The organism is Acetobacterium paludosum (genome assembly GCF_008086595.1).
Taxonomy (GTDB): domain Bacteria; phylum Bacillota; class Clostridia; order Eubacteriales; family Eubacteriaceae; genus Acetobacterium; species Acetobacterium paludosum.
In genome coordinates this window covers 1-23,925 of the sequence record NZ_RXYA01000014.1, presented here as the reverse complement: position 1 = coordinate 23,925, position 23,925 = coordinate 1, and the positions used below count along the sequence as shown (strand labels likewise).

Sequence of the window (23,925 nt, the reverse complement as noted above, 5' to 3'; positions counted from 1 at the left end):
AACATAACTATTATAATACTCAAACATAATTAATTATACGTTTATTTTTTATGAAGAGAAAAAAGTTAAAAGAAAATCAATAAATTTAAGAAAATAAAAAAAATAATCCGAACATTATAAATTATATTGAAAAAATCGTTCGGAAATAGTAAAATAAGAATATCATTAAAAAAGGTGGAAAAATTGTGATAAAACGAATTTTTGTAGAGAAAAAAGAAAAATTTGAAGTTGAAGCCAAGGCGCTGACACAAACATTTCAAAGAATTTTAAAGATTCAAAACCTTGAATCCATGCGTATTTTGTATCGTTACGATGTGGAAGGTGTTGAAGAAGGATTATTTGATCAGGTGATCAGCATCATTTTATCAGAACCCAATGTAGATACAGTGACAGAGAATACCTTTCCCAAAGGGGATCAGGACAAAATCTTCGGCATTTCGTATTTGCCGGGTCAGTATGACCAACATGGAGATTCTGCGGTTCAATGTATTCAAATCGTATCCGGTGAACGGGCGATTGTTAAAGTTGCAAAAATTGTTGTTCTCACCGGGGACATCACTCAAAAGGAATTTAACAGCATTAAACAGTATATGATTAACCCTGTTGACTCCCAGGAAGCAAAGCTTGAACCATTTATCACACTCGTTGACGAAATTCGCGAGCCACAGGATATTACCCCATTGGACGGATTCAGAGAACTTGATAAAAATGGATTAGAAGCCTATCGTGTGAACAATGGATTTGCAATGACTACAGAGGATATTATTTTTGTCCAAAACTATTTTAATAATGAAGAAAAACGAGATCCGACCATTACAGAATTAAAAGTAATTGATACCTATTGGTCAGATCATTGTCGTCATACGACCTTTTCAACACAGATACAAAAGGTGAAATTCCTGGGAAACGATCCTGTTTCTGAGGAAATGAAGCTGGCATATACAGATTATATTAAAAATAGAAACGAGCTTTATGGTGAAAATACCAACCGCCCGATGAGCCTGATGGATTTGGCTGTGATTGGTACTAAGATTCTTAAAAACCAGGGACGGATTCCGGATTTGGATGAGTCAGAGGAGATAAACGCCTGCAGTGTCAACATGATTGTTGATCATGACGGAGTTGATGAAGAATGGTTGTTGATGTTTAAAAATGAAACCCACAATCATCCCACTGAAATTGAACCATTTGGCGGGGCGGCAACTTGTTTAGGAGGCGCCATTCGCGATCCTCTTTCTGGTCGAAGTTATGTATATCAGGCCATGCGGGTAACCGGTGCATGGGATCCACGGGTTCCAATTGAAGATACTCTCCCTGGTAAATTGCCGCAGCGAAAAATTTCTACCGAGGCGGCGCAGGGATACAGCTCTTATGGAAACCAAATTGGTTTGGCAACCGGACAGGTTACGGAAGTCTATGATCCGGGATTTTTGGCAAAACGAATGGAAGTCGGTGCTGTGATCGCAGCGGCTCCCAAAGAAAATGTCATCAGAGAATGTCCAATTCCCGGAGATGTTGTCCTCTTGGTGGGCGGCCGTACCGGAAGGGATGGCTGTGGCGGAGCGACAGGATCATCCAAGGCGCACACGGAAGAATCCATTTCGGAAAGCGGCGCTGAGGTTCAAAAAGGAAACCCGATTGAAGAACGAAAAATTCAACGGCTCTTTAGAGATAAAGAGCTGGTAACCAAAATCAAACGATGCAATGATTTTGGTGCCGGCGGGGTCTCCGTTGCCATTGGAGAATTGGCTGACAGCTTGGAAATTGATTTGGATAGAGTACCTAAAAAATATGAAGGCCTCGATGGAACGGAATTGGCTATTTCGGAATCCCAGGAACGAATGGCAGTGGTGGTTGATCCCAAAGATGTGGAAACTTTTATTGCCATGGGACATGCGGAAAATTTAGAAATTACTCAAGTTGCCGTTGTAACGGAAACCGGTCGTTTGATCATGAAATGGCGTGGTTCTGAAATCTTGAATATTTCAAGAAGCTTTTTGGAGACTAATGGCGCGCCGCAGTTCATTGATATTGATGTTGAGTCGCCCAAAGAAGTTAAAGCAGATTCTGAAACAGGAAGAAATAGTTCCTTTAGAGAAAAGCTAATGGAAACACTCCAGGATTTAAATGTTGCCAGCCAAAGAGGCTTGGTGGAAATGTTTGATTCCACCATCGGTGCTGGTACAGTTGCCATGCCCTATGGCGGCAAAAATGCGTTATCGCCGATGGACGGAATGATTGCAAAAATTCCGGTGATTCACGGAGATACCACCACTTGCAGCATGATGACCTTTGGCTATAATCCGAAAATTTCAAAAGACAGTCCCTTTTTAGGGGGCATGATGGGGGTTGTTGAATCCTTGTCGAAACTGGTTGCCATCGGCGGCGATTACAATAAAGCCAGACTCAGTTTTCAGGAATATTTTGAACGATTGGGAAAAGAACCGATAAAATGGGGCCGTCCTTTTGCAGCTCTGCTTGGTGCTTATCGGGTTCAGACCGCGATGGGAACACCAGCCATCGGCGGAAAAGACAGTATGTCCGGAAGTTTTGAGGATTTAACCGTTCCTCCGACCTTGATATCTTTTGCTGTGGCAACGACTCATGTGGATGATGTCATCACCAGTGAAATCAAATCAACTGAATCTTTGCTGCAGCTCTTTATTCTTCCTTTGGATGAAAATGATGTACCGGGTTTAGCTGGGATTAAAGCGATTTACGATGTTATCATCAAAGCCAACAAGAGCGGAAAGGTTTTAAGCGCTAAAACCCTTGGCTTTGGCGGTTTAGCTGAAGCGATTGTCAAGATGGCACTTGGAAATGACATTGGCGTTACATTAAACGACCGACTGGATCCGAAATTTATTTTCGCACCTCATTATGGGAGCATTATTATTGAAAGTTTTGAAATCCTGGAAGGTGCGATACCAATCGGTAAAACTAATTTCATTGGAAAAATTGTTTATGAAAATGAAAGCGTTGATTTAGCCGAGCTTGCTGAAGTTTGGGAAGCACCGCTGCGAAGTGTATATCCTGAAAAAGCGGATACAACAGGGGAAGTAACAACCTTAAGCTTTAATGCCGCACCGATTGTCTATACCAAAGAAAAATTTGCTTCACCGCAGGTATTTGTTCCGGTATTCCCGGGAACCAACTGCGAATATGACAGTGCAAAGGCATTTGAAAATGCCGGAGCTAAACCAGTCACTGCTATCTTTAGAAATCAGTCGGCTCAGGATATTACAGATTCTATTGACGAGATGGTAAACTTTATTAAAGCATCCCAAATCATTATGATTCCGGGAGGCTTTAGTGCCGGGGATCAGCCTAATGGTTCAGGAAAATTTATCGCTTCGGTCTTTAGAAATCCGAAGATGATGGATGCGGTCATGGATTTGCTTAATAACCGCGACGGTTTGATTCTGGGTATCTGCAACGGCTTCCAGGCCTTGATTAAATTGGGCCTGGTTACTAATGGCGAAATCTGCGAAATTACTGATAATATGCCGACCTTGACTTTTAACACAATTGGAAGGCATGTGTCGACGATTCCGATGACTCGAATCAGTTCCAATCTTTCACCCTGGCTTGCCAACACCCAGGTAGGAGATGTTCACCGCATGCCGATGTCTCATGGGGAAGGCCGGTTTGTGGCTAATGATGATATGATGAAAAAACTAATTAAAAATGGTCAGATCGCCACTCAGTATGTCGACTTCAGCGGCGACGCAACGTTGGATGGAAGATTTAATCCTAACGGCTCAATGTATGCAGTTGAAGGCATCACCAGTTTGGATGGTCGGGTATTCGGAAAAATGGGTCATTCGGAACGTATCGGCAAAGGCTTGTATAAAAATATTCCGGGAAACATGGATCAGCAGATATTTAAAGCCGGGGTTAATTACTTTAAATAATAGTTAGAAAAAGAAGAAAATTTAGATTTAAAGGAGATTAAGAATGAGTACACCAAAAGTTGCTGTCATCATGGGAAGCGATTCCGATTTTGAAGTGGTTAAGAAATGTTTAATTGCATTGGAAAGATTTGACATCGAGTATGAAGTTCAGGTTATTTCTGCTCATAGGAATCCACAAAAGATTTTTGAATATGCGGCCACAGCTGAAGAGCGCGGGATTGAGGTCATTATTGGGGCGGCTGGAAAAGCTGCTCATCTGCCTGGTATCATTGCCGGAATCACACCACTTCCGGTTATCGGGATACCGATCCAAACTTCTTTTCAGGGTGGTCTTGACTCCCTACTGTCGATCGTTCAAATGCCATCCGGAGTACCGGTTGCGACAATGGCGGTGAATGGGGCCGAGAATGCCGGAATCTTAGCGGCACAAATGCTTTCGATAAAATATCCGGAAATCCGCAAAAAAATGAAAGTTTATAAAATTCAGTTAAATGATGAAGTGATTGCAAAAAATGAAAAAATCCAGGAAATTTTATAAAATAGTTGCATATCAGTGTTAAGAAGCACTTGTTATAGAGTTCACATCAAAAATTCAAAAAAGAATCAAGGAGATTAAGATGGAAAAGTTAGAACAATTGTATGAAGGCAAGGCCAAAAAAGTTTTTAAAACCGATAATCCCAATGAATTTATCATCGAATATAAAGATGATGCCACCGCATTTAACGGAGAGAAAAAAGGCAGCATTGTTGGAAAAGGGGTTATTAACAATAAAATGACTGAGCTTGTTTTCAACATGCTTGAGGAAAAAGGTATTCCCACCCATTTTATTAAACTTTTATCAGATTCTGAGCAATTGGTAAAAGCCGTTACCATTTTCCCATTGGAAGTAATTATTCGAAACACCGCCGCCGGTTCTGTCTGTAAGCGTCTTGGTTTGGAAGAAGGACTGAAGTTAAAAACACCGATTTTTGAATTCTGTTATAAAAACGATGCATTTGGAGATCCCATGATAAATGATTCCCACATCATCGCTATGGAACTTGCCACTGCGGATGAAATTGAAACGATTCGAGATATGACCTATAAAATCAATGATATCTTAAAACCTTATTTCTTCGAAAAGGGAATTAACCTCATCGATTTCAAGATCGAGTTTGGCAAAACAAATGATGGCCAAATTGTATTGGCAGATGAAATTTCTCCGGATACCTGCCGTTTCTGGGATGTTAAAACCAATGAAAAACTGGACAAAGATCGTTTCAGAAGAGACCTCGGCAATGTCGAAGGCGCATATGTAGAAATGTTAAAACGCGTTCAGTCATAATTCTACGCAGTAGATTAAAAAAATGATTAAGAATAAAGTATGATTGAAAAAAATAAAATTTAAGGTAGAAAATTAATTCAAAATACCTGGAGGAAATAACATACCAATGATAAATGATAAATTTCATGATGAATGTGGAATAATGGGGGTTTATCTCAAATCCAAAGAGATTAACTGTGCTTCTTATATTTATTACGGCCTTTATGCACTGCAACATCGAGGCCAGGAAAGTGCCGGGATTTCAGTAAACAAAGATGGTAAAATTCAAACACATAAAGAAGTTGGACTGGTTAGTGAGGCCTTTAAAAATGGCGCTTTGAAACAGATGAAAGGGAACATCGGGATCGGTCATGTTCGGTACTCAACATCAGGAGATGAAGGTGTTACGAATGCTCAACCGTTGACGGTTAATCACAGTACCGGCCAAATTGCCCTGGCGCATAATGGTAATCTTATCAATGACAATGCTCTTCGTGAAATGCTTGAAGATTCAGGAGTTGTGTTTCAAACTACCACCGACACGGAAGTGATGGTCAATATTATTGCCCGAGGTTTACGACATGGTATGATTGAAGCCATTCAGCGAATGGTGGAAATCATCAAAGGAGCTTATGCCTTGGTCATTACCGTAGGAGACCAATTGGTGGGGGTTCGTGACCCCTACGGATTACGGCCTCTTTGCATTGGTAAAAAAGATGACGATTATTTCCTGTCGTCTGAAAGCTGCGCCCTGGATGGAATTGGTGCAGAACTCGTTCGAGATGTTGAACCAGGTGAAATTGTCGTTATCGATGAAAATGGACTGACGAGTTACGGACAGAACAACTGGGTAAAAAAGAAAGCCTGCATTTTTGAATTGATTTATTTTGCCCGACCTGATTCAATCATGGATGAAACTTCTGTTTACGCGGCACGTCATAAAGCTGGGGAAATTCTGGCAAAAGAAAGCCCTGTTGAAGCAGATATAGTCATTGGTGTGCCGGATTCTGGTATCCCTGCAGCAATCGGATATGCTGAAGCTTCCGGAATTCCATATGGTGTTGGTTTGATTAAAAATAAATATATCGGGCGAACATTTATTCAGCCTAATCAGAAACTGAGAGAAGAAGGGGTTCGAATCAAATTGAATCCTTTAAAAGAATGTGTTGAGGGAAAACGGGTCATTATAATTGATGATTCCATCGTTCGAGGAACCACTTGCAAGCGATTGATAGAGATATTAAAACAGGCCGGGGCAAAGGAAGTACATTTCCGTGTAACCAGCCCACCAGTTGCGCACACCTGCCATTTCGGCATTGATACACCCCGACGAAAACACCTCATTGGTGCAAAAAAAACAGTTGAAGAAATCCGCGAAATATTGGGAGCAGATTCACTGGCGTATATTTCTCTTGACGGATTGACGGAATCTGTTGGCGGGAAAACCACTTTCTGTCGCGCTTGTTTTGACGGGGAATATCCTATGGAAGTGCCTATTTTAGAAACAAACGAATAAAAAAGTAAACGGATATACAAATTGATGGAGGAAATGATGTCAGATAATCAAATAAAAACAGATGCTTATAGAAAAGCCGGAGTAGATGTGGAAGCAGGCTATCAGTCTGTCAAGCTCATGAAGGCAGATGTACAGCGAACTTTTAATGCTCAGGTGCTGTCCCACTTAGGTGGATTTGGAGGCTTGTTCGAATTACCGGAAGGTTATAAAAAACCGGTATTGGTGTCCGGAACCGATGGTGTTGGCACCAAGTTAAAACTTGCATTTATGATGGATCAGCATGATACCATTGGAATTGATTGTGTGGCAATGTGTGTGAATGACATTTTATGTCAGGGAGCACAGCCGCTTTTCTTTTTAGATTACATTGCCTGCGGCAAAAATTTCCCGGAAAAAATTGCTACAATCGTTAAAGGCATCAGTGAAGGCTGTATTCAGGGAAACATGGCGCTAATTGGCGGAGAAACCGCTGAAATGCCGGATATGTACGATTTGGATGAATATGATCTGGCCGGATTTGCTGTCGGCATCGTTGAAAAGGATGATATTGTCACTGGAGCAGCTATTTCTGAAGGTGATGTTCTGGTTGGATTGCCTTCCTCCGGGGTTCACAGCAATGGCTTTTCATTGGTTCGAAAAGTTCTATTTAAAGATCTATTTATGGATGAGACCACTTATGTAGAAGACTTGGGCATGACCCTTGGCGAGGCTTTGTTAACACCAACCCGCATCTATGTAAAGGCCTTATCTGATTTAATTAAACCATGTGGGGTCAAGGGCATGAGCCATATTACCGGCGGCGGTTTCTATGAAAATATTCCGCGTATGATTCCCGATGGGCTTTGTGCGAAAGTTAATACAAACGTCATCCAATCTCTGCCGATTTTTGATTTCATTCAGGAAGCCGGAAAAATTCCAGCAGAAAGTATGTATGCCACCTTTAATATGGGGATCGGTCTGGTAGCGGTTTTACCTGCAGACAAGGTCAATGATTTTATATCCGGCCTGGAAAAGAAGGGTGAAAAACCGGTTATTCTTGGTTCTATTATTAAGGGAGAGGAAAAAATCGATTTATGGCTGTAAAACCTTTAAAAAAAATAGGTGTTCTGGTTTCAGGCGGTGGCACCAATTTTCAGTCGCTCATTGATTCTATTCATCAAAAACATGGCGAGATCGTTGTAGTGATTTCCAACAATCGTCAGGCCTTTGGATTGAAACGGGGAGAAGCTGCAGGAATTCCAGCTGTTGCTTTAAATCCCAAAGGTTATTTATCCAACGAGGATTTTGATAAGAAAATCGTTGAGATATTAAAAGGCTATGAGGTTGAGCTGGTTGTTTTGGCGGGCTATATGAAAATTGTGACTCCGGATTTTGTTAAAGCTTATCCAAATGACATCATCAACATCCATCCGGCTCTGATACCTTCCTTTTGCGGGGAAGGCTTTTATGGAATGCATGTCCATCAGGCCGTTATTGATTACGGAGTGAAAGTTACCGGTGCAACGGTACATTTTGTGAATGAAATAGCCGATGGCGGCCCCATCATTGCGCAGGAAACCGTAAAGGTAGCCGATGATGACACACCGGAATCCATTCAGAAGAAAGTATTAAAGATCGAACACACCCTTTTGCCGGCAGCGGTGAAAGCTTTTTGCCTCGATGAACTGGTGGTTGAAGGGCGGACGGTCAAAAAACGACTGATTTAAAAGTATTTAGAGAACCGAAAAACTGAAGAATGGTAAACTTGTTAGAGTTATATAATATTTGGAGGAAAAAATGAGAGCATTATTGAGTGTATCCGATAAAAGCGGGATTGTAGAATTCGCACAGAAATTGGCTGATATGGGGTGGGAAATCCTGTCAACCGGGGGGACCGCAAAAACCTTGAGAGAAGCGGGACTTTCAATCATCGGAGTTTCGGAAGTCACAGGATTTCCGGAATGTCTAGATGGCCGGGTAAAAACGCTTCATCCTAAAATTCACGGAGGAATTCTTGGAATCCGAAATAATCCCAGTCATCAAAAGCAAATGAAAGATTTAGAGATTACGCCAATTGATTTGCTGGTCATCAATCTTTACCCTTTTAAAAACACCATTTTAAAAGAGGGGGTTGTATTTGAAGAGGCCATTGAAAACATTGATATCGGCGGACCGACCATGCTTCGTTCAGCGGCGAAAAATTTCAACGATGTTACAGTGGTTGTGGATCCAGATGATTATGCCATTGTTTTATCTGAACTGGAAGCGGACGGAAAAACTACCTTTGAAACCCGATACAATCTTGCACTTAAGGTTTTTGAAACAACTTCTAATTACGATACGATGATTGCAGATTATTTGAAAAAAAGAGTGGCAGGCGAAGTTTTAAATGACACCATCACCATGACTTTTGAAAAAGTTCAAGACATGCGTTACGGTGAGAACCCTCACCAGAAGGCAGCTTTTTATGGCGAAGTTGTTCCGGTAAAAGGGGCTTTGACTTCGGCAAAACAGCTGCAGGGAAAAGAACTTTCATACAATAATATCAATGATACAAACGGTGCTTTGGAAATTTTAAAAGAATATGGAAATGAGGAACCGACTATTGTAGCGGTGAAACATGCCAATCCATGTGGGATCGCGAGTGATCCCGAAATTGCTGTAGCCTACCAGAAAGCTTATGAAAGCGATCCAGTTTCCATCTATGGCGGAATCATCGCTTCCAATCGTGTAATTGATGAAGCGACAGCTAAGCAAATGGTTGAAATCTTTCTGGAGATTATTGTTGCCCCGGGTTTCTCAAAAGAAGCCCTGGAAATTTTGGCGGCTAAAAAAAATCTGCGATTGTTGGAACTTGAAGAGATCACTTACAGCGAACCAGGCTATGAAATGAAAAAAGTTCTGGGCGGTTTGCTGGTACAGGAACGCGACACTCAATTATATGATGAACTAAAAGTAGTGACTAAACGGCAGCCGACTCCAGAAGAAATGGAAGACCTTTTATTCGCATGGAAGGCTGTTAAAAATACGAAATCCAACGCCATCAGTATAACCAAGGAAAAATGCCTGATTGGTAATGGACCGGGACAGGTAAACCGTATTGGAGCATTGGAAATTGCCATTGGCCAGGCTGGAGATAAAGTAAAAGGATCAGTCATGGGATCAGATGCGTTTTTCCCATATGACGATTGTGTCAAAGCTGCCGCAGCGGCAGGAATCACGGCTATTATTCAGCCTGGCGGAGCAGGCCGAGATGAAGACTCGATCAAGGCTTGTGATGAGGCTGGTATGGCGATGATCTTTACTGGTATGCGTCACTTTAAACACTAATTAGTTCACATCTTTTTATAAAAAAATGACAGAATCCAAAATTCATATAAGCAGGGAGAAATAGATGAAAATATTGATGATAGGATCCGGCGGACGAGAACATGTGCTGACCTGGAAAATAGCACAAAGTCCTCGAGTCGAAAAAATATACGCTGCCCCGGGAAATGGTGGAATCGCGGAACTGGCAGAATGTGTGGATTTATCCGTGGAAGATATTCCCGGTTGTCTGGCTTTTGCAAAAGAACATAACATCGATCTGACTGTCGTCGGTCCGGAAGTGCCGTTAGTTTTGGGTATGGCGGATGCCTTTGAAGCGGAAGGACTGAAAGTTTTTGGACCCAACAAACAATGTGCTCAATTTGAAGGAAGCAAAGCTTTTACCAAAGAATTTCTGTTCAGACATAATATTCCAACGGCGGCCTATAAAGAATATATCGATTATGATGAAATCATCAAAGATCTGGGCATCTATGGTTATCCAATGGTCATCAAAGCTGATGGTTTGGCTGCTGGCAAAGGCGTTCTTATTGTCGAAAATGAGCAGGATGCCCGAGCTGGTATGGAAATGATCATGAAAAAGAAAGAGTTTGGAGAAGCCGGAGACAAGGTGGTTATTGAAGAATTTCTCACCGGCCAGGAAGCTTCGATGCTGTGCTTTGTCGACGGAAAAACGATTGTTCCGATGGAAAGCGCACAGGATTACAAACGAGCCTTTGATAACGATGAGGGTCTAAACACCGGAGGCATGGGAACCTATTCTCCCAATGTTTTATTTGCAGATGTGGAATTGAACAAACGGATTAAAGCAGAAATTTTGGATCCCATTATCGACGGCCTGATTGCCGACAATATGGATTTTAAGGGAATTTTGTTCATCGGTTTGATGATCGAAAACGGCGTGCCCAAAGTGCTTGAGTTCAATGTGCGATTTGGTGATCCCGAAGCCCAAAGTGTGCTGATGCGGATGGAATCTGATTTGGTGGATATCATGGAAGCCGTGATTGACGGAAAACTGAAAGATTGCAACATTATATGGAGCAAAAAGGAAGCTGTTACGGTTGTCATTGCCTCTGGTGGCTACCCCGGGTCCTATGAAAAAGGAAAAGTTATCACCGGAATTGAGAACGTGAAGAACTGCATCGTTTTTCATGCGGGAACAAAATTGATCAACGGCAAACTTCTGACCAACGGAGGTCGTGTGCTTTGTGTCACCGCGCTAGGCGAAACCCGTGAAGCAGCCCGAAAAACAGTATATGACAATATTGGTAAGATTCACTTTGAGGGGGCACAATACCGTACGGATATTGCAAAATTCAATTAGATATTAGGTAAATATTGGCAAATTATACTGACAATTGTTACACTTCGTTGTTTGCTTTAAGGTGAACAGGCCTTGCCGGTACGATCTTGGCGGACCCAACCAAATAATTGATGTATGATACTTTATTGATAAATCAACCCATTAATTTGAAAAATTAATGGGTTTTTACATTTTAGATTTGCGTTGACTCATATTAAAGTCTAAAATAGACGTATACAGATAAAATAATCATTTAAATCGATTTAATGGATTTAATGGAATTGGAGTAATAATGAAAAATACAATAGGTTTTATAGGTTGTGGAAACATGGCAAAAGCCATGATGGGTGGTTTGACTAAAAGTGAGTTGTTTAAACCTGAAAATATTCTGTGTTTTGATCCATCAGAGGCATCAAGAATCCAGGTAGCGGAAAGCTTTGGGGTTAATGTCCTAGAGTCCAATATGGAAGTGGCAGAAAAAGCTGATTATTTGGTTCTGGCGGTAAAACCCTATCTATATTATAAAGTACTGGAAGAAATTGCGAAAAGTGTTAAACCAACGGTGATCATTATTTCCATTGCCGTTGGTATCGGCTTTGGAGATATTAAAGAGCTGTTGGGAAAGGATATAAAAGTATGCAGAACTCAGCCCAGCACCCCGGCTTTTGTTGGCGAATCGGATTCAACCATTTGCCCGGATAACCATATGACGACTGAAGATATTGAAGATGTTATTGCGATGTTCAATAGCTTTGGAAAAACGGAAATCATCAGTGAGAAACTAATGGAGGTGGTTCCCGGAATCGCCAGCTCAGCTCCAGCCTATGTTATGATTTTTATCGAAGCAATGGCAGATGCAGGAGTGCTTCATGGTTTTCCAAGAGATCAGGCTTATCGTTTGGCAGCTCAGGCAGTATACGGTTCAGCCAAGCTTGTCCTTGAATCTGGCGAGCATCCTGCTAAATTAAAAGATCAAGTTTGCACGCCGGGGGGAACGACGATTGAGGCCGTTCGTGTTTTAGAAGCAAAAGGCTTCAGAGATGCAGTTATTTCTGCCGTGGATGCCTGTGCCCTTAAGTCATTGGCGATGGGTAAAAAATAATATAGTGGGTAAATATTATAAAAAATGATCATCGAATAAAACCCTGAATTAATGTGTTTAAAAAAATGGTTAAAGATATTAAACAATCCGATGGTTAATCCAATAAGGAGATTATTATGGATGAAGGGTTAATTAAAAAAATCAGAAGAAATATGAGTCTGGATGAAATGGTATCCCTTTGCTCTGGTAATACTGCGTGGGAGACCTTGGGTTACGCCAAATATGGTATTGAGCCAGTAATGATGGCTGATGGACCTCATGGCATGCGGGTAGAAGAAGACAGTGGCAGCATCGGCGTTGCCGAGGGAAAACCGGCGACCTGTTTTCCTCCAGCAGTGCTGACAGCCTGTTCCTGGGATGAAGGACTTCTTGAATTTGCAGGAAAAACCATTGCCCTCGAAGCGAGAGCTCTGGGAGTCGATTTGATCTTGGGACCGGGTATTAATGTTAAACGGTCGCCTTTGTGCGGACGTAATTTTGAATACTTTTCAGAAGATCCACTACTCTCCGGCCGATTGGGGACTAGTTTTATTCTTGGCGCTAAAAGTCACGGAGTAGGATGCACAGTCAAACACTATCTGGCCAACAACCAGGAAACCCGTCGGATGACCATTGATGAAAAGATCGATATTCGGGCTTTACGAGAAATCTATCTTAAACCATTTGAAATTGTTATTAAAGAAGGCGAACCCATGGCGGTGATGAGCTCTTACAATAGCATCAATGGAAAATTTGTGTCTCAAAGCCGTTACTTCTTAACGAGGGTACTCCGTGATGAATGGGGATTTGACGGGATTGTTATTTCCGACTGGAATGCATCGTATGATCGGGTTAAAGAGGTAATGGCCGGCATGGATTTGGAAATGCCGGGCAATGGCGGTATTAACAATCGGAAGATCTTTGATCGCATTAAAGAAGGAAAATTAAAAGTAAGTCTTTTAAATGAAATGGTGGAGCGTCTCATTCGTTTTTCATTTCTTGCAAAGGAGAATAGAAGAAACTTTCCGTCACCCACTGAGATTGAGCAGAAAGGACATCATCAAATCGCTAAATTGGTGGCTCTTGAAAGCATGGTATTGTTAAAAAATGATGATAATATACTGCCAATCGATCGTCAGAAAATAAAAAAACTGGCAGTAATCGGCAGTATGGCTTTTGATCCGAGATATCAGGGAAGTGGCAGCTCAAAAATCAATCCCTATCATATCGATACACCCTACGAACATATTAAAATATTGGCAGGTGACGACATTCAAATTCTGCCTCATCAGGGATATATTCACGATGAAGTGGTTGAGCAGATCCATTTAGAAGCACAGGCAGTGGAGTTAGCGAAAAATTCCCAGTTGACGCTTTTATTTGTGGGATTGCCGGATCATGATGAATCGGAAGGGTATGACCGGGTCCATTTGAACCTTCCTAAAAAGCAGATTTCATTAATTAATAAGATCTGCAAAGTTCAGCCTGAAACAGTTGTCATTGTTCAAAATGGTGGCGTTGTTGATATGAACTGGGAAAACGGTCCCAAAGCTATTGTTGAAATGTTCTTAGGCGGTCAGGCAGGTGGAGACGCCATTGCCGAGCTCCTGTTCGGGGAAAACAATTTCTGTGGAAAATTGGCGGAAACCATTCCCATGAAACTGGAAGATACGCCAGCTTATATCAATTTCCCGGGAATCCAGGATGAAGTTGTTTTTGGAGAAAGTATTTTTGTGGGGTATCGTTACTATGACTATACTAAAAAGAAGGTTCGCTTCCCCTTTGGCTATGGTCAGAGTTATACGACCTTTAAGTATGAAAAAATTGAACAAGGGCCTTTAGTTTTAGACTCGGATGCGTCCGTTGTTGTAAAATGTCGTATTACCAATACGGGAAAAATGAACGGCAAGGAAATTGTTCAGCTTTATACCGGCAATGCTCATTCCCAAATCACTCGGCCGTTAAAAGAACTGCGAGGGTTTAAAAAGGTGTTTATCCCAGCAGGTCAATCAGTAGAGATAAGTTTTACCGTTGATCTGAATGATTTTATGTTTTATAATCCAACCACGAAGCGATGGGAACACGAATCAGGAACCCACGAAATTTATATTGGTGCTTCCAGCCGGGATTTGCCCATCGTTTATCCAGTGGAAATCGTCCAGGAGCTGATTCGTCCCATTACCCAAGTTGCCTATATAGGGGATTTTGAAAAAACCGATCGGGGACAGATAATCTTAAAAATCCTATTAGCAGGTTTCGAAGAAATCATGGGTGCTGGACAAGACATGGACGATGCTTTCTTGACTGCCATGCTGAAAAATACCCCTTTGAGAAAAATCGTTGAATATTCCCGAGGAATTTTTACAGAAGAAAGCATTAAAAAAATTATCAGCCTCGTTAATTCTGATGTATCACTGGAAGGCCTGACTTTTGAGATGTTGGTTGACGGCAAAGAAAAGAAGAAAGGTTTTTTTGAAAATCTCTTTGGGGGAAATAAGGATGAGAAAATCAGCATTCATTCAAAAATAAAAGATCTTGTTGATGATGACCATGCAATGGTCATTCTCCGAAAATACTTTGATGACGAAACCTTCGAAAGTGATTATCTGCAAATGGCCATTAAAATGGGCGTTTGCCTTGATAAAGCCCAAAAGTTACTGCCTGAAGACTTCTTCTCAGATGAAATGCTGAAAGAAATTGACAGAGAATTGAAAGAAATGACAAAATAAAAAACAAAAAAAGGATATATAAATGAATACGCTCACCATAGATACATCTAGCATTGTGGCTTCTGTTGCCATACTCAATGAAGAAAAACTTATTGGGGAAATGATTATTAATCATCAAAAAAAACATTCGGAAAAACTCATGATCTCGGTCGATCATTTACTAACCGACGGAGGTCTTTCAATTAAAGATATTGATGTTTTTGGTATTGTATCCGGTCCGGGATCTTTTACCGGACTTCGGATCGGAATGGCAACGATCAAGGGATTTGCGCAGGCACTGAATAAACCAGTGGTGGGGGTTTCAACTCTTGAAGGTCTGGCTATGAATATTCCATTTGCAAATGGTCTTGTCTGCCCGATTTTAGATGCCCAACGAAATCAAACCTATACCGGAGCATTCCATTTCGAAGGGGGGCATTTAGTACGGGATATGGAAGATTCAGTACTGGAAATTGATGTTCTCTTAGAATTTCTAAAAAATCGGAAGGAACCCATCTATTTTTTAGGGGATGGATTGCCCCGATTTTCAGAAACACTACTAAAAGCTTGTCCAACCGGGGTAAGTGTTCCCAATTATCTCAATATGAACCGAGCTTCATCCGCAGCAGCGCTTGTCTTAGAACGGGCATTAAAAGGGAAAGTAAGCCATTATCGAGAGATTGAACCGGTTTACATCCGTCCGTCCTATGCTGAGGAACACAAGAAATGATCAGCTATCGGTTGATGAAACCCCAGGATACGCCTGGGGTTTTTAGGGTGGATCAAGACTGCTTTATCCATAATTGGAGCCTGGAATCCTATCAGAATGAGACGGAAAATATTTTGTCAAATTATATTGTGGCAGAGTTGGATGGGGAAATTGTCGGTTTTGGCGGATTTTGGCTGGTAATAGATGAAGCGCATATCACAAATATTGGTGTTCTGGAAAAATATCGTCATTGCGGTATTGGCGACAGCATTATAAAAGAAATGCTGTCGCTCGCCTGCCAGAACGGGTGTGTGGGAATGACGCTTGAAGTAAGCGCGGATAATGATCCGGCTATTAAATTTTATAAAAAAAATGGCTTTGTAAAAGAAGGAATTCGAAAAAACTATTATGGTAATGGCATAGATGGTTTTATCATGTGGAGGCATAACCTTGAATATGAAAAATAATAATAAGTGGATTGCCATTATTTCGGTCATACTTGGAATTTTATTTCCGTTTATTATTTTCGTGACGGCGGTTGAAGGCGCTGTATTTGACAAAACATTTTTCATGCAGCAAATGCAAGCGAACGATGTAGTAGAAAACACCGGAATTTATCCTGATGATATGAAGTTGGTGGTTGATGAAATACTTTCGTTTCTAAAAGGAGACCGTGCTGATTTCGATATCCAGGCGCGTCTGACACAGAAAAATCCCAAACAGGAATTGGCTTACGTTTCTATTTTTAATCAGAAAGAAATCACCCATATGGTGGATGTAAGAGACCTTTTCCAGTTTTTTCTAGCACTTCGGGACATTGCACTGGCAGCTGCACTCATTTTATTTGTGGTATTATTGGAACAAGATCCGGCAGCGATAATCAAATCGCTATTTTACGGCTCCGCTATTTATCTGGGAATTTTCATCATCATTGGAGGATGTTTTATCTTTAATTTTGATGCATCATTCACCCTTTTTCATAAATTATTTTTCTCCAATAATTTATGGTTAATGGATCCGGCAACGGATCGGATAATTTGGATTGTACCGGAACCCTTCTTTTTTAACCTGATCTCCAGAATGGTGATCTACACACTTGTCCCCTTAGGTGTGACGACTGCTATGACCGGAACAGTTCTTTATTGGAAACGAAAGAAAAATAGATTATATTTGTAAAGACAAGATAAATAAAAGTAAATTTAAATAACTGAGGTAAACATGAAAATTCTTAGCATTGAGACATCCTGTGATGAGACATCTGTAGCCATTGTTGAAGATGGCCGAAAAATACTAACCAATCGGATTTATTCGCAAATTGATATTCATAAAAAATATGGCGGCGTTGTTCCGGAAATCGCATCCCGAAATCATATTACCAAACTACCCTATATTATTGAGGACGCATTAGAAGAAACTCAAATGAGATTAGAAGATGTCGATGCCATTGGTGTGACAAACGGTCCGGGACTAATTGGCGCTTTGCTGGTAGGATTGTCTGAAGCAAAAGCCATCGCTTATAGTCTGGATAAGCCGCTCATCGGAGTTCATCATATTGAGGGGCACATAGCAGCAAATTTTCTGCAATATCCTGAATTAGAACCTCCCTTTCTAACGTTGGTGGTTTCTGGCGGTCACAGCCATTTGGTTTTAGTCGAGGATTATCAGACCTTTAAAGTCCTCGGCAGAACGATCGATGATGCGGCAGGGGAAGCCTTTGACAAAATTTCAAGAGTATTGGGCTTTGGGTATCCTGGGGGGCCGGCTATTGATTGTGCGGCAAAGAAAGGCGATCCGGAGGCGATTGCCTTCCCAAGGGTGTTTTTAGATAAAAAGGAATATAATTTCAGCTTTAGTGGGTTGAAATCCTCGGTTCTGAATTATATTAACAGTAAGAAAATGAAAAACGAACCCATTGTTGTGAATGATGTCGCCGCTTCCTTTCAAATGGCTGTGGTTGAAGTTTTGGTAAAAAAGACCATTGCCTGTGCTAAAGGCATTCATATGAATAAAATCTGCATGGCTGGCGGGGTTTCCTGCAACAGCTTGCTGAGACAGATGATGACAGATGCAGCAAAGGAAGAGGGATTGTCTCTTTATTACCCGGATCCAATTTTATGCACGGATAATGCGGCCATGATTGGGTCGATGGCCTATTATAATTTTATCAACGGTGCCGTAAGCGATTTAAGCCTTAACGGCATACCGGGGTTAAAGATAGGAACCCGATAAAAATATTTAGGCCAATATTTCATCGTGGAGTGTATCAAGATGAAATAATAGTTCTTAATAAAGTTTGTCTTTTATATGACCGAGACATCTTAATCGGTAAGTTGAAAAAGGGCGTATGTATTTATATAAAGAGTGCGACGCACTCTTTAAAGTTTAAAACAATCTTAAAAAAAGCTAAAGATGTGTAAAAAGAAAAAAAACAACTTGCAATCATCGCAAGAATCATTTAAAATACTATTAGCACTCAGGGAGAATGAGTGCTAATAACTAAAATAAAAGGTACGTGGTACCCAAATATAATCAATGGAGGAAAAAAATGAGTTTAAGACCATTAGGTGACAAAGTAGTTATTAAAGTTAAAGCTGAAGAAGAAAAAACCGTCAGTGGAATTCTTTTACCAGGTTCTGCACAGGAAAAACCACAACAAGGTAAAGTTATTGCAGTTGGAACTGGCGAAATTGTAGATGGTAAAAAAGTGCCATTGGATGTGAAAGTAGATGATGAAGTCATCTATTCAAAATATTCAGGCAACGAAGTTAAAATCGGAGAAGATGAATACTTAATCATTCGTCAAGCCGATATTTTAGCGATCGTAGAATAAAAAATAAATCAAAAAAATTAGGAGGACAATAAACATGGCTAAAGAGATTAGATTTCGTGAAGATGCCAGAGCAGCATTAATTACTGGTGTAGATAAACTAGCAGATACTGTCAAAGTGACATTAGGACCAAAAGGAAGAAATGTTATTTTGAGTAAATCATACGGATCACCAACAATCACTAACGATGGTGTGACCATTGCAAAAGAAATTGAGTTGGAAGATGCATTTGAAAATATGGGTGCTCAACTAGTTAAAGAAGTTGCCACTAAAACAAATGACGTAGCAGGAGATGGAACAACCACCGCAACTTTATTGGCTCAGGCAATTGTTCGAGAAGGTAACCGAAATGTTGTTGCCGGAGCAAACCCAATGGTTCTAAAAAAAGGAATCGAAAAAGCAGTTGTTGTCGTTGTCGAAGAACTGAAAGCCAACAGCAAAAAGATTGAAAGCAAAGAAGCTATTGCACAAGTTGCATCTATTTCTGCAGCAGATCCTGAAATCGGAAAACTTATTTCTGAAGCAATGGCTAGAGTCGGCGATGACGGCGTTATTACTGTTGAAGAAGGAAAAGGAATGGGAACCGAATTAGAATTTACCGAAGGTATGCAATTCGACCGTGGCTATTTATCCGCCTACATGGTAACTGACACAGAAAAAATGGTTGCGGTACTAGATAATCCATATATCCTAATCACCGACAAAAAAATATCGAATATTCAGGAAATTTTACCAATTTTAGAACAAATTGTTCAAACTGGCGGGAAACTCCTTATAATTGCAGAAGACGTTGAAGGAGAAGCATTGGCAACTTTGGTTGTTAATAAATTACGTGGAACCTTTAACTGTGTGGCTGTTAAAGCACCAGGCTTTGGTGATCGCAGAAAATCAATGTTAGCTGATATCGCAACCTTAACAGGTGGGGAAGTTATTTCTGATGAATTAGGATTAGAATTAAAATCTGTTACTATTGAACAATTAGGTCGTGCTCGTCAGGTTAAAATTGACAAAGAAGACACCATTATTGTTGAAGGCGCTGGAAATAAAGAAGCTATTGATGAAAGAATTCGCCAAATTAAAGCTCAGATTCCTGAAACTTCTTCTGATTATGATCGTGAAAAATTACAGGAACGTTTAGCAAAATTATCCGGTGGTGTTGCTGTCATCCAAGTTGGTGCGGCGACAGAAACTGAATTAAAAGAAATCAAATACCGTATTGAAGATGCCTTAAATGCGACAAGAGCAGCTGTTGAAGAAGGTGTTGTTTCTGGTGGTGGTACTGCTTATATTAATGCTATTCCTAAAGTTGATGCATTAATCGAAACCCTTGAGGGGGATGAAAAAACTGGCGCTTACATTATTCGTAGAGCGATCGAAGAACCGATGCGACAAATTGCTGAAAATGCTGGTTTAGAAGGTTCTGTTATCGTTTCTCAGATGGCAGGGAAACCAGTTGGTGTTGGTTATGATGCAGCTAAAAACGAATATGTTGATATGTTTAAAGCTGGAATTATTGACCCAACCAAGGTTACTCGTTCGGCTATTCAAAATGCAGCAAGCGTTTCGGCGATGTTCTTAACAACTGAAGTAGCAGTTGCTGATCTTCCAAGCGAAGAAATGCCAGGTATGCCTGGTGGAATGGGTGGCGGAATGCCAATGATGTAGGCTTTTAGCTACATTATTTTCCATAGATAAAGGCAGCCTCAAAGATGAGGCTGCCTTTTGTTGTATACTATTAAATTTTTTCTGATGTCTTTAGTCAACGTCGTAGGGGATGCCGGCAAACAATACTTCCATTTCAGGTTGTTTCAATTCGGCAAGTTTAACAATCAGTCCATTGAGAAGATTGATCATAGCCAGAGCATCAGGAGATTCATCGTTAGCAGGTTTTGCAGCATACAGGGCAAGAAGCATCGTGTTTCGCGTAGTGCCCTTCACATCCTTAAATATCGCATTTAAGACTCTTTTTTCATCCATCATAAGTTCCATCATCTTTTCCTCCAAAAAATATTTTTATTGCTTTTATAGCTCTTCCAGGTTTGTTAAGGCATCTTCCCACTCATCGGTAAGCTCAGCGAGACTAAGTTTCTTTTCTTCATAAAAACGGGTGATTTCGGCGGCATTATCGGGATAATCATAAAAATCAGGCTGGCACATTGCCAATTCTGCTTTTTTGATTTCCAGTTCCTGGGCTGTAATGGCATCCTCAATTTCTTTCACTTGCTTTTTTAACTGGCGGATTTTTGCCTCTTGTTCCTTTTGCTTCTTTCGATCCGTCTTTTGCTGGGTTTTGGTAATAACGACTTTATTTTCTTCGGCAAGAAGCATTTCACGTTCTGAAGCTTCGCTTTTATGTCTTAAATAGTCGTCATAGTTTCCTAAATGAATTTCCATTCCATTAGTTGAGAACTGGTAGATCTGATTGGAAATACGGTTTAAGAAATACCGGTCATGAGAAATGAAAAGCAGGGTGCCTTCATATTGTGAAAGTGCACTTTCCAGTATTTCTTTGGTATCCATATCGATATGGTTGGTTGGTTCATCCATAAGCAAAAAATTCGATTGTGAAATCATAAGACGGGCCAGTAGAAGACGGGCCTTTTCGCCACCGGACAGGGTATTGATCGGCTTGAATACTTCTTCGCCCACAAACAAAAAGGCGGCTAAAATATTTCTGATTTCTCCTTCTGACAGTTTTGAGTCCACATCCCACATGGCCTCCAATAAATTCTCGTTGTAGAATTTTTTCAAATCCTGATGTTCCTGATCAAAATAACCGATATGAACTTTTTGTCCAAAGCGAACTTCTCCGGAATCAGCCTGAAGCTTGCCCTGAATAATTTTAAAAAGGGTAGTTTTACCGGCACCATTGGCTCCGATAATACCGATTTTATCGCCACGGTGAACTTCAAAACTCATGTTTTGAAAAAGGAGCCGCCCAGCAAAAGCTTTTCTTATGCCGTTAACGCTTAATACATCATTTCCACTTCTGACCCGCGGAACAAAGCTGAAATGACTGTTATGCACGACGTCGGCCTTATCCATCAGTTCAATTTTATTCAGGGCTTTTTCCCGGCTTGTAGCTCGTTTTGAGCTCTTAATAGAGTTGTACGCCCGAAATCGCTTGATCACTTCCTCCTGGTGCTTGATTTCTTTCATTTGTTGCTGGTATTGATGGTTTTGTTCCATTATATTTTGCCGCTTTTTTACTGCATAGTGGGTATAATTCCCTAAATATTCCTTTATGTTCTGCTGAGATACTTCAATAATGGAGGTGCAAACCTTATCCATGAAATAACGGTCATGGGAAATAATAATAAAGGTTCCGGAATAACCTTTTAAATATTGTTCCAACCATTGGAGAGCATCGATGTCCAGATAGTTGGTGGGTTCATCCAGCAGCAGCAGATCAGGCTCTTTTAAAAGAATTTGACCAAGAGTAGCCCGCGTTTTTTCACCGCCACTAAGAACGGAGAATGGTTTATCAAGGTCTTCTGGCTTAAAACCCAGCCCGTTAATGACTCCCCGAATGCGGCTGGGGTATTCGAAACCGCGTTTTTTTGAAAATGTTTCCTGAAGCTCTCCGAATTCGGTCATGAGCTTTTCCTGTGCATCCCCAGAGCTTTTGGCAATTTGATCACCAATATGTTTGATCCGCTTTTCCATATCAATCAGGGATTGAAAAACAGAGGTGAGCATTTCTCCCAGGGTCATGCTTTCAGCTATGGCAGGCTCCTGGGCCAGGTAGCCAATGGAGAGACCATTTTTTGTACTGATATGGCCTCTTTCAGGAACCAGTTCTCCAGTGATCAGTTTCAATAGGGTTGACTTACCGGTGCCGTTTCTTCCAACAAGGCCGATTTGTTTTTTTTCATTGACGGATAAGTTAAGGTCTTTAAAAATTTCATGGATGCCGTAACTAAAGTGTAAGTTTTCTATATTAATTAACATTTCTTCACCTGTTTTCGTTTTTGTTCATGTTTTTAGAATCACTTATACCATTCTATCAAAAAAACAATAAAATTAAAATGAATAATTTGACGTTAGGTATACCTATTGATATAATTAACGAAGTATTTCTAAGAAAGGAGAAGTTATTATGCATCGTTTCTCAAAAAAAGTATCAATGACCGTTGTAAAACGGTTGCCAAAGTATTATCAATATTTAACTGATTTACTTTTAAATGACATAGAAAAAATATCGTCAAGAGAATTAGCAAGTCTTATGGGTTTAACAGCTTCTCAGATTCGTCAGGATTTGAATTCTTTTGGGGGTTATGGTCAGCAGGGGTATGGCTATAATGTATTAGAATTAAGAGAAGCTATCAAGGAAATTCTTGGCCTTGACAGTGATTATACTTGTATTATTATCGGTAGTGGTAATATGGGACATGCTATTGCAAATTATGAACGATTTAAACGTGAAGGTGTGATGCTCATCGGTGCTTTTGATGTTGATCCGTTAAGAGTTGGTACCGTTGTAGGCAACGTGGTCGTCAAACATATGGATGAGCTCGAAGGTTTCGTTAAAAACAATGAAATAGATATTTGTATCTTGTGTGTGCCTAGAGGGGTTGGACAACAAGTTGCCACAACCGTGACGAATCTGGGGATAAAAGGTATTCTTAATTTCAGTCCATTAGATCTTGATCTACCCGACGATGTCGTGGTGGAAAATGTTAATATCACGGATAGTTTATTTACCTTAACTTATTTATTGAAAGAAGTAACAGATCCAGAATAAGAGGGATGAGTGCTTTGACGAAAGATTCGATTTTTAGTAAAGCCAAAGAAGAACATGTTATTTTTGTTCGTTTATAATTTACAGATCTCATCGGTATCATAAAAAACCCTTAAACAATAAAATCATGTTTAAGGGTTCGTCCACGTTGATTAACTGAGAAATCCTGATCCGTCGATCAATCCTTATTTGGTGGTTGCTGCAAACTTGCAGAATGGAATGCTTATTGTCAGGTTACGCAGTGGGAGATTGATCAATATCTAACACCCTTTCGTAAGGCGAAGATAGGTAAAATTAAGAAGAGCAGCTGAATAAGTAAAAAAAAAGAGCTTGATAACACAAGCTCTCAGACTGAAGACAAAGGTCAGGGAAACCTGGCCTTTTTTAGTTTTTTGAAATCAAAAAAGCTTATTCCAAGGTTCATGGTTTATCATAAAATTAGAAAACAAATGGAGGAAAACCTTATGTTAACCAAACGGGAACAGGATATCAGAGAACAGGTACAGATCGTCACA

The 23,925-nt window shown here is 40.5% G+C and carries 19 protein-coding genes; 17 read left to right on the top strand and 2 right to left on the bottom strand.

Annotated features, from left to right (window positions below):
* The first annotated feature begins 185 nt into the window (after positions 1-185).
* The 16 genes from FZC41_RS13805 to groL all read left to right on the top strand — a co-directional run bounded on the left by FZC41_RS13805 (position 186) and on the right by groL (position 20,334).
* The gene (locus FZC41_RS13805) at positions 186-3,914 is read left to right on the top strand and encodes a phosphoribosylformylglycinamidine synthase (RefSeq protein ID WP_148568026.1); all 3,729 of its coding nucleotides are present in this window, start codon (positions 186-188) and stop codon (positions 3,912-3,914) included.
* Between the two features lie 43 nt (positions 3,915-3,957).
* Positions 3,958-4,452 (top strand): 5-(carboxyamino)imidazole ribonucleotide mutase, encoded by a 495-nt coding sequence (gene purE, locus FZC41_RS13800; protein ID WP_148568025.1) that lies wholly within the window; start codon positions 3,958-3,960, stop codon positions 4,450-4,452.
* 79 nt (positions 4,453-4,531) lie between these two features.
* Positions 4,532-5,239, top strand: coding sequence for a phosphoribosylaminoimidazolesuccinocarboxamide synthase (gene purC, locus FZC41_RS13795; protein ID WP_148568024.1), 708 nt, complete (start codon positions 4,532-4,534; stop codon positions 5,237-5,239).
* Between the two features lie 106 nt (positions 5,240-5,345).
* Positions 5,346-6,734 carry an amidophosphoribosyltransferase gene (gene purF / locus FZC41_RS13790; RefSeq protein ID WP_148568023.1) on the top strand — a complete coding sequence of 463 codons (1,389 nt, stop codon included), beginning with the start codon at positions 5,346-5,348 and terminating at the stop codon, positions 6,732-6,734.
* 36 nt (positions 6,735-6,770) lie between these two features.
* The gene (purM, locus tag FZC41_RS13785) at positions 6,771-7,817 is read left to right on the top strand and encodes a phosphoribosylformylglycinamidine cyclo-ligase (protein WP_148568022.1); all 1,047 of its coding nucleotides are present in this window, start codon (positions 6,771-6,773) and stop codon (positions 7,815-7,817) included.
* Positions 7,808-8,440 (top strand): phosphoribosylglycinamide formyltransferase, encoded by a 633-nt coding sequence (gene purN / locus FZC41_RS13780; protein WP_148568021.1) that lies wholly within the window; start codon positions 7,808-7,810, stop codon positions 8,438-8,440. The genes purM and purN overlap by 10 nt, the downstream gene beginning before the upstream one ends.
* Positions 8,441-8,510: 70 nt before the next feature.
* Entirely contained in the window at positions 8,511-10,043 is a 1,533-nt protein-coding gene (gene purH / locus FZC41_RS13775; protein WP_148568020.1) for a bifunctional phosphoribosylaminoimidazolecarboxamide formyltransferase/IMP cyclohydrolase, read from the top strand.
* A gap of 64 nt (positions 10,044-10,107) precedes the next feature.
* On the top strand, positions 10,108-11,364 hold the full coding sequence (gene purD, locus FZC41_RS13770) for a phosphoribosylamine--glycine ligase (protein WP_148568019.1): 1,257 nt from the start codon (positions 10,108-10,110) through the stop codon (positions 11,362-11,364).
* A 271-nt stretch (positions 11,365-11,635) separates the two neighbouring features.
* The gene (gene proC, locus FZC41_RS13765; protein WP_148568018.1) at positions 11,636-12,445 is read left to right on the top strand and encodes a pyrroline-5-carboxylate reductase; all 810 of its coding nucleotides are present in this window, start codon (positions 11,636-11,638) and stop codon (positions 12,443-12,445) included.
* A gap of 116 nt (positions 12,446-12,561) precedes the next feature.
* Complete coding sequence (locus FZC41_RS13760; RefSeq protein WP_148568017.1) at positions 12,562-15,153, top strand: beta-glucosidase; 2,592 nt, start codon at positions 12,562-12,564, stop codon at positions 15,151-15,153.
* 22 nt (positions 15,154-15,175) lie between these two features.
* Complete coding sequence (tsaB, locus tag FZC41_RS13755; RefSeq protein WP_148568016.1) at positions 15,176-15,862, top strand: tRNA (adenosine(37)-N6)-threonylcarbamoyltransferase complex dimerization subunit type 1 TsaB; 687 nt, start codon at positions 15,176-15,178, stop codon at positions 15,860-15,862.
* The gene (gene rimI, locus FZC41_RS13750) at positions 15,859-16,308 is read left to right on the top strand and encodes a ribosomal protein S18-alanine N-acetyltransferase (protein WP_148568015.1); all 450 of its coding nucleotides are present in this window, start codon (positions 15,859-15,861) and stop codon (positions 16,306-16,308) included. The genes tsaB and rimI overlap by 4 nt, the downstream gene beginning before the upstream one ends.
* Complete coding sequence (locus tag FZC41_RS13745; protein WP_243136731.1) at positions 16,298-17,017, top strand: TIGR01906 family membrane protein; 720 nt, start codon at positions 16,298-16,300, stop codon at positions 17,015-17,017. The genes rimI and FZC41_RS13745 overlap by 11 nt, the downstream gene beginning before the upstream one ends.
* A 42-nt stretch (positions 17,018-17,059) precedes the next feature.
* Entirely contained in the window at positions 17,060-18,070 is a 1,011-nt protein-coding gene (gene tsaD / locus FZC41_RS13740) for a tRNA (adenosine(37)-N6)-threonylcarbamoyltransferase complex transferase subunit TsaD (RefSeq protein WP_186855155.1), read from the top strand.
* A 316-nt stretch (positions 18,071-18,386) separates the two neighbouring features.
* On the top strand, positions 18,387-18,671 hold the full coding sequence (groES, locus tag FZC41_RS13735) for a co-chaperone GroES (protein WP_148568012.1): 285 nt from the start codon (positions 18,387-18,389) through the stop codon (positions 18,669-18,671).
* Positions 18,672-18,705: 34 nt separating this feature from the next.
* Positions 18,706-20,334, top strand: coding sequence for a chaperonin GroEL (groL, locus tag FZC41_RS13730; RefSeq protein WP_148568011.1), 1,629 nt, complete (start codon positions 18,706-18,708; stop codon positions 20,332-20,334).
* A gap of 90 nt (positions 20,335-20,424) precedes the next feature.
* Here the strand turns inward: groL and FZC41_RS13725 are convergent, their stop codons facing one another.
* Entirely contained in the window at positions 20,425-20,661 is a 237-nt protein-coding gene (locus tag FZC41_RS13725) for a hypothetical protein (protein WP_148568010.1), read from the bottom strand.
* Between the two features lie 30 nt (positions 20,662-20,691).
* Positions 20,692-22,620 carry an ABC-F family ATP-binding cassette domain-containing protein gene (locus tag FZC41_RS13720; RefSeq protein ID WP_148568009.1) on the bottom strand — a complete coding sequence of 643 codons (1,929 nt, stop codon included), beginning with the start codon at positions 22,618-22,620 and terminating at the stop codon, positions 20,692-20,694.
* 148 nt (positions 22,621-22,768) lie between these two features.
* Here FZC41_RS13720 and FZC41_RS13715 point away from each other — a divergent pair, with 148 nt between their 5' ends.
* A complete protein-coding gene (locus FZC41_RS13715) occupies positions 22,769-23,413 on the top strand; it encodes a redox-sensing transcriptional repressor Rex (protein ID WP_148568008.1) in 645 nt (214 codons plus the stop codon).
* Positions 23,414-23,925: the final 512 nt, after the last annotated feature.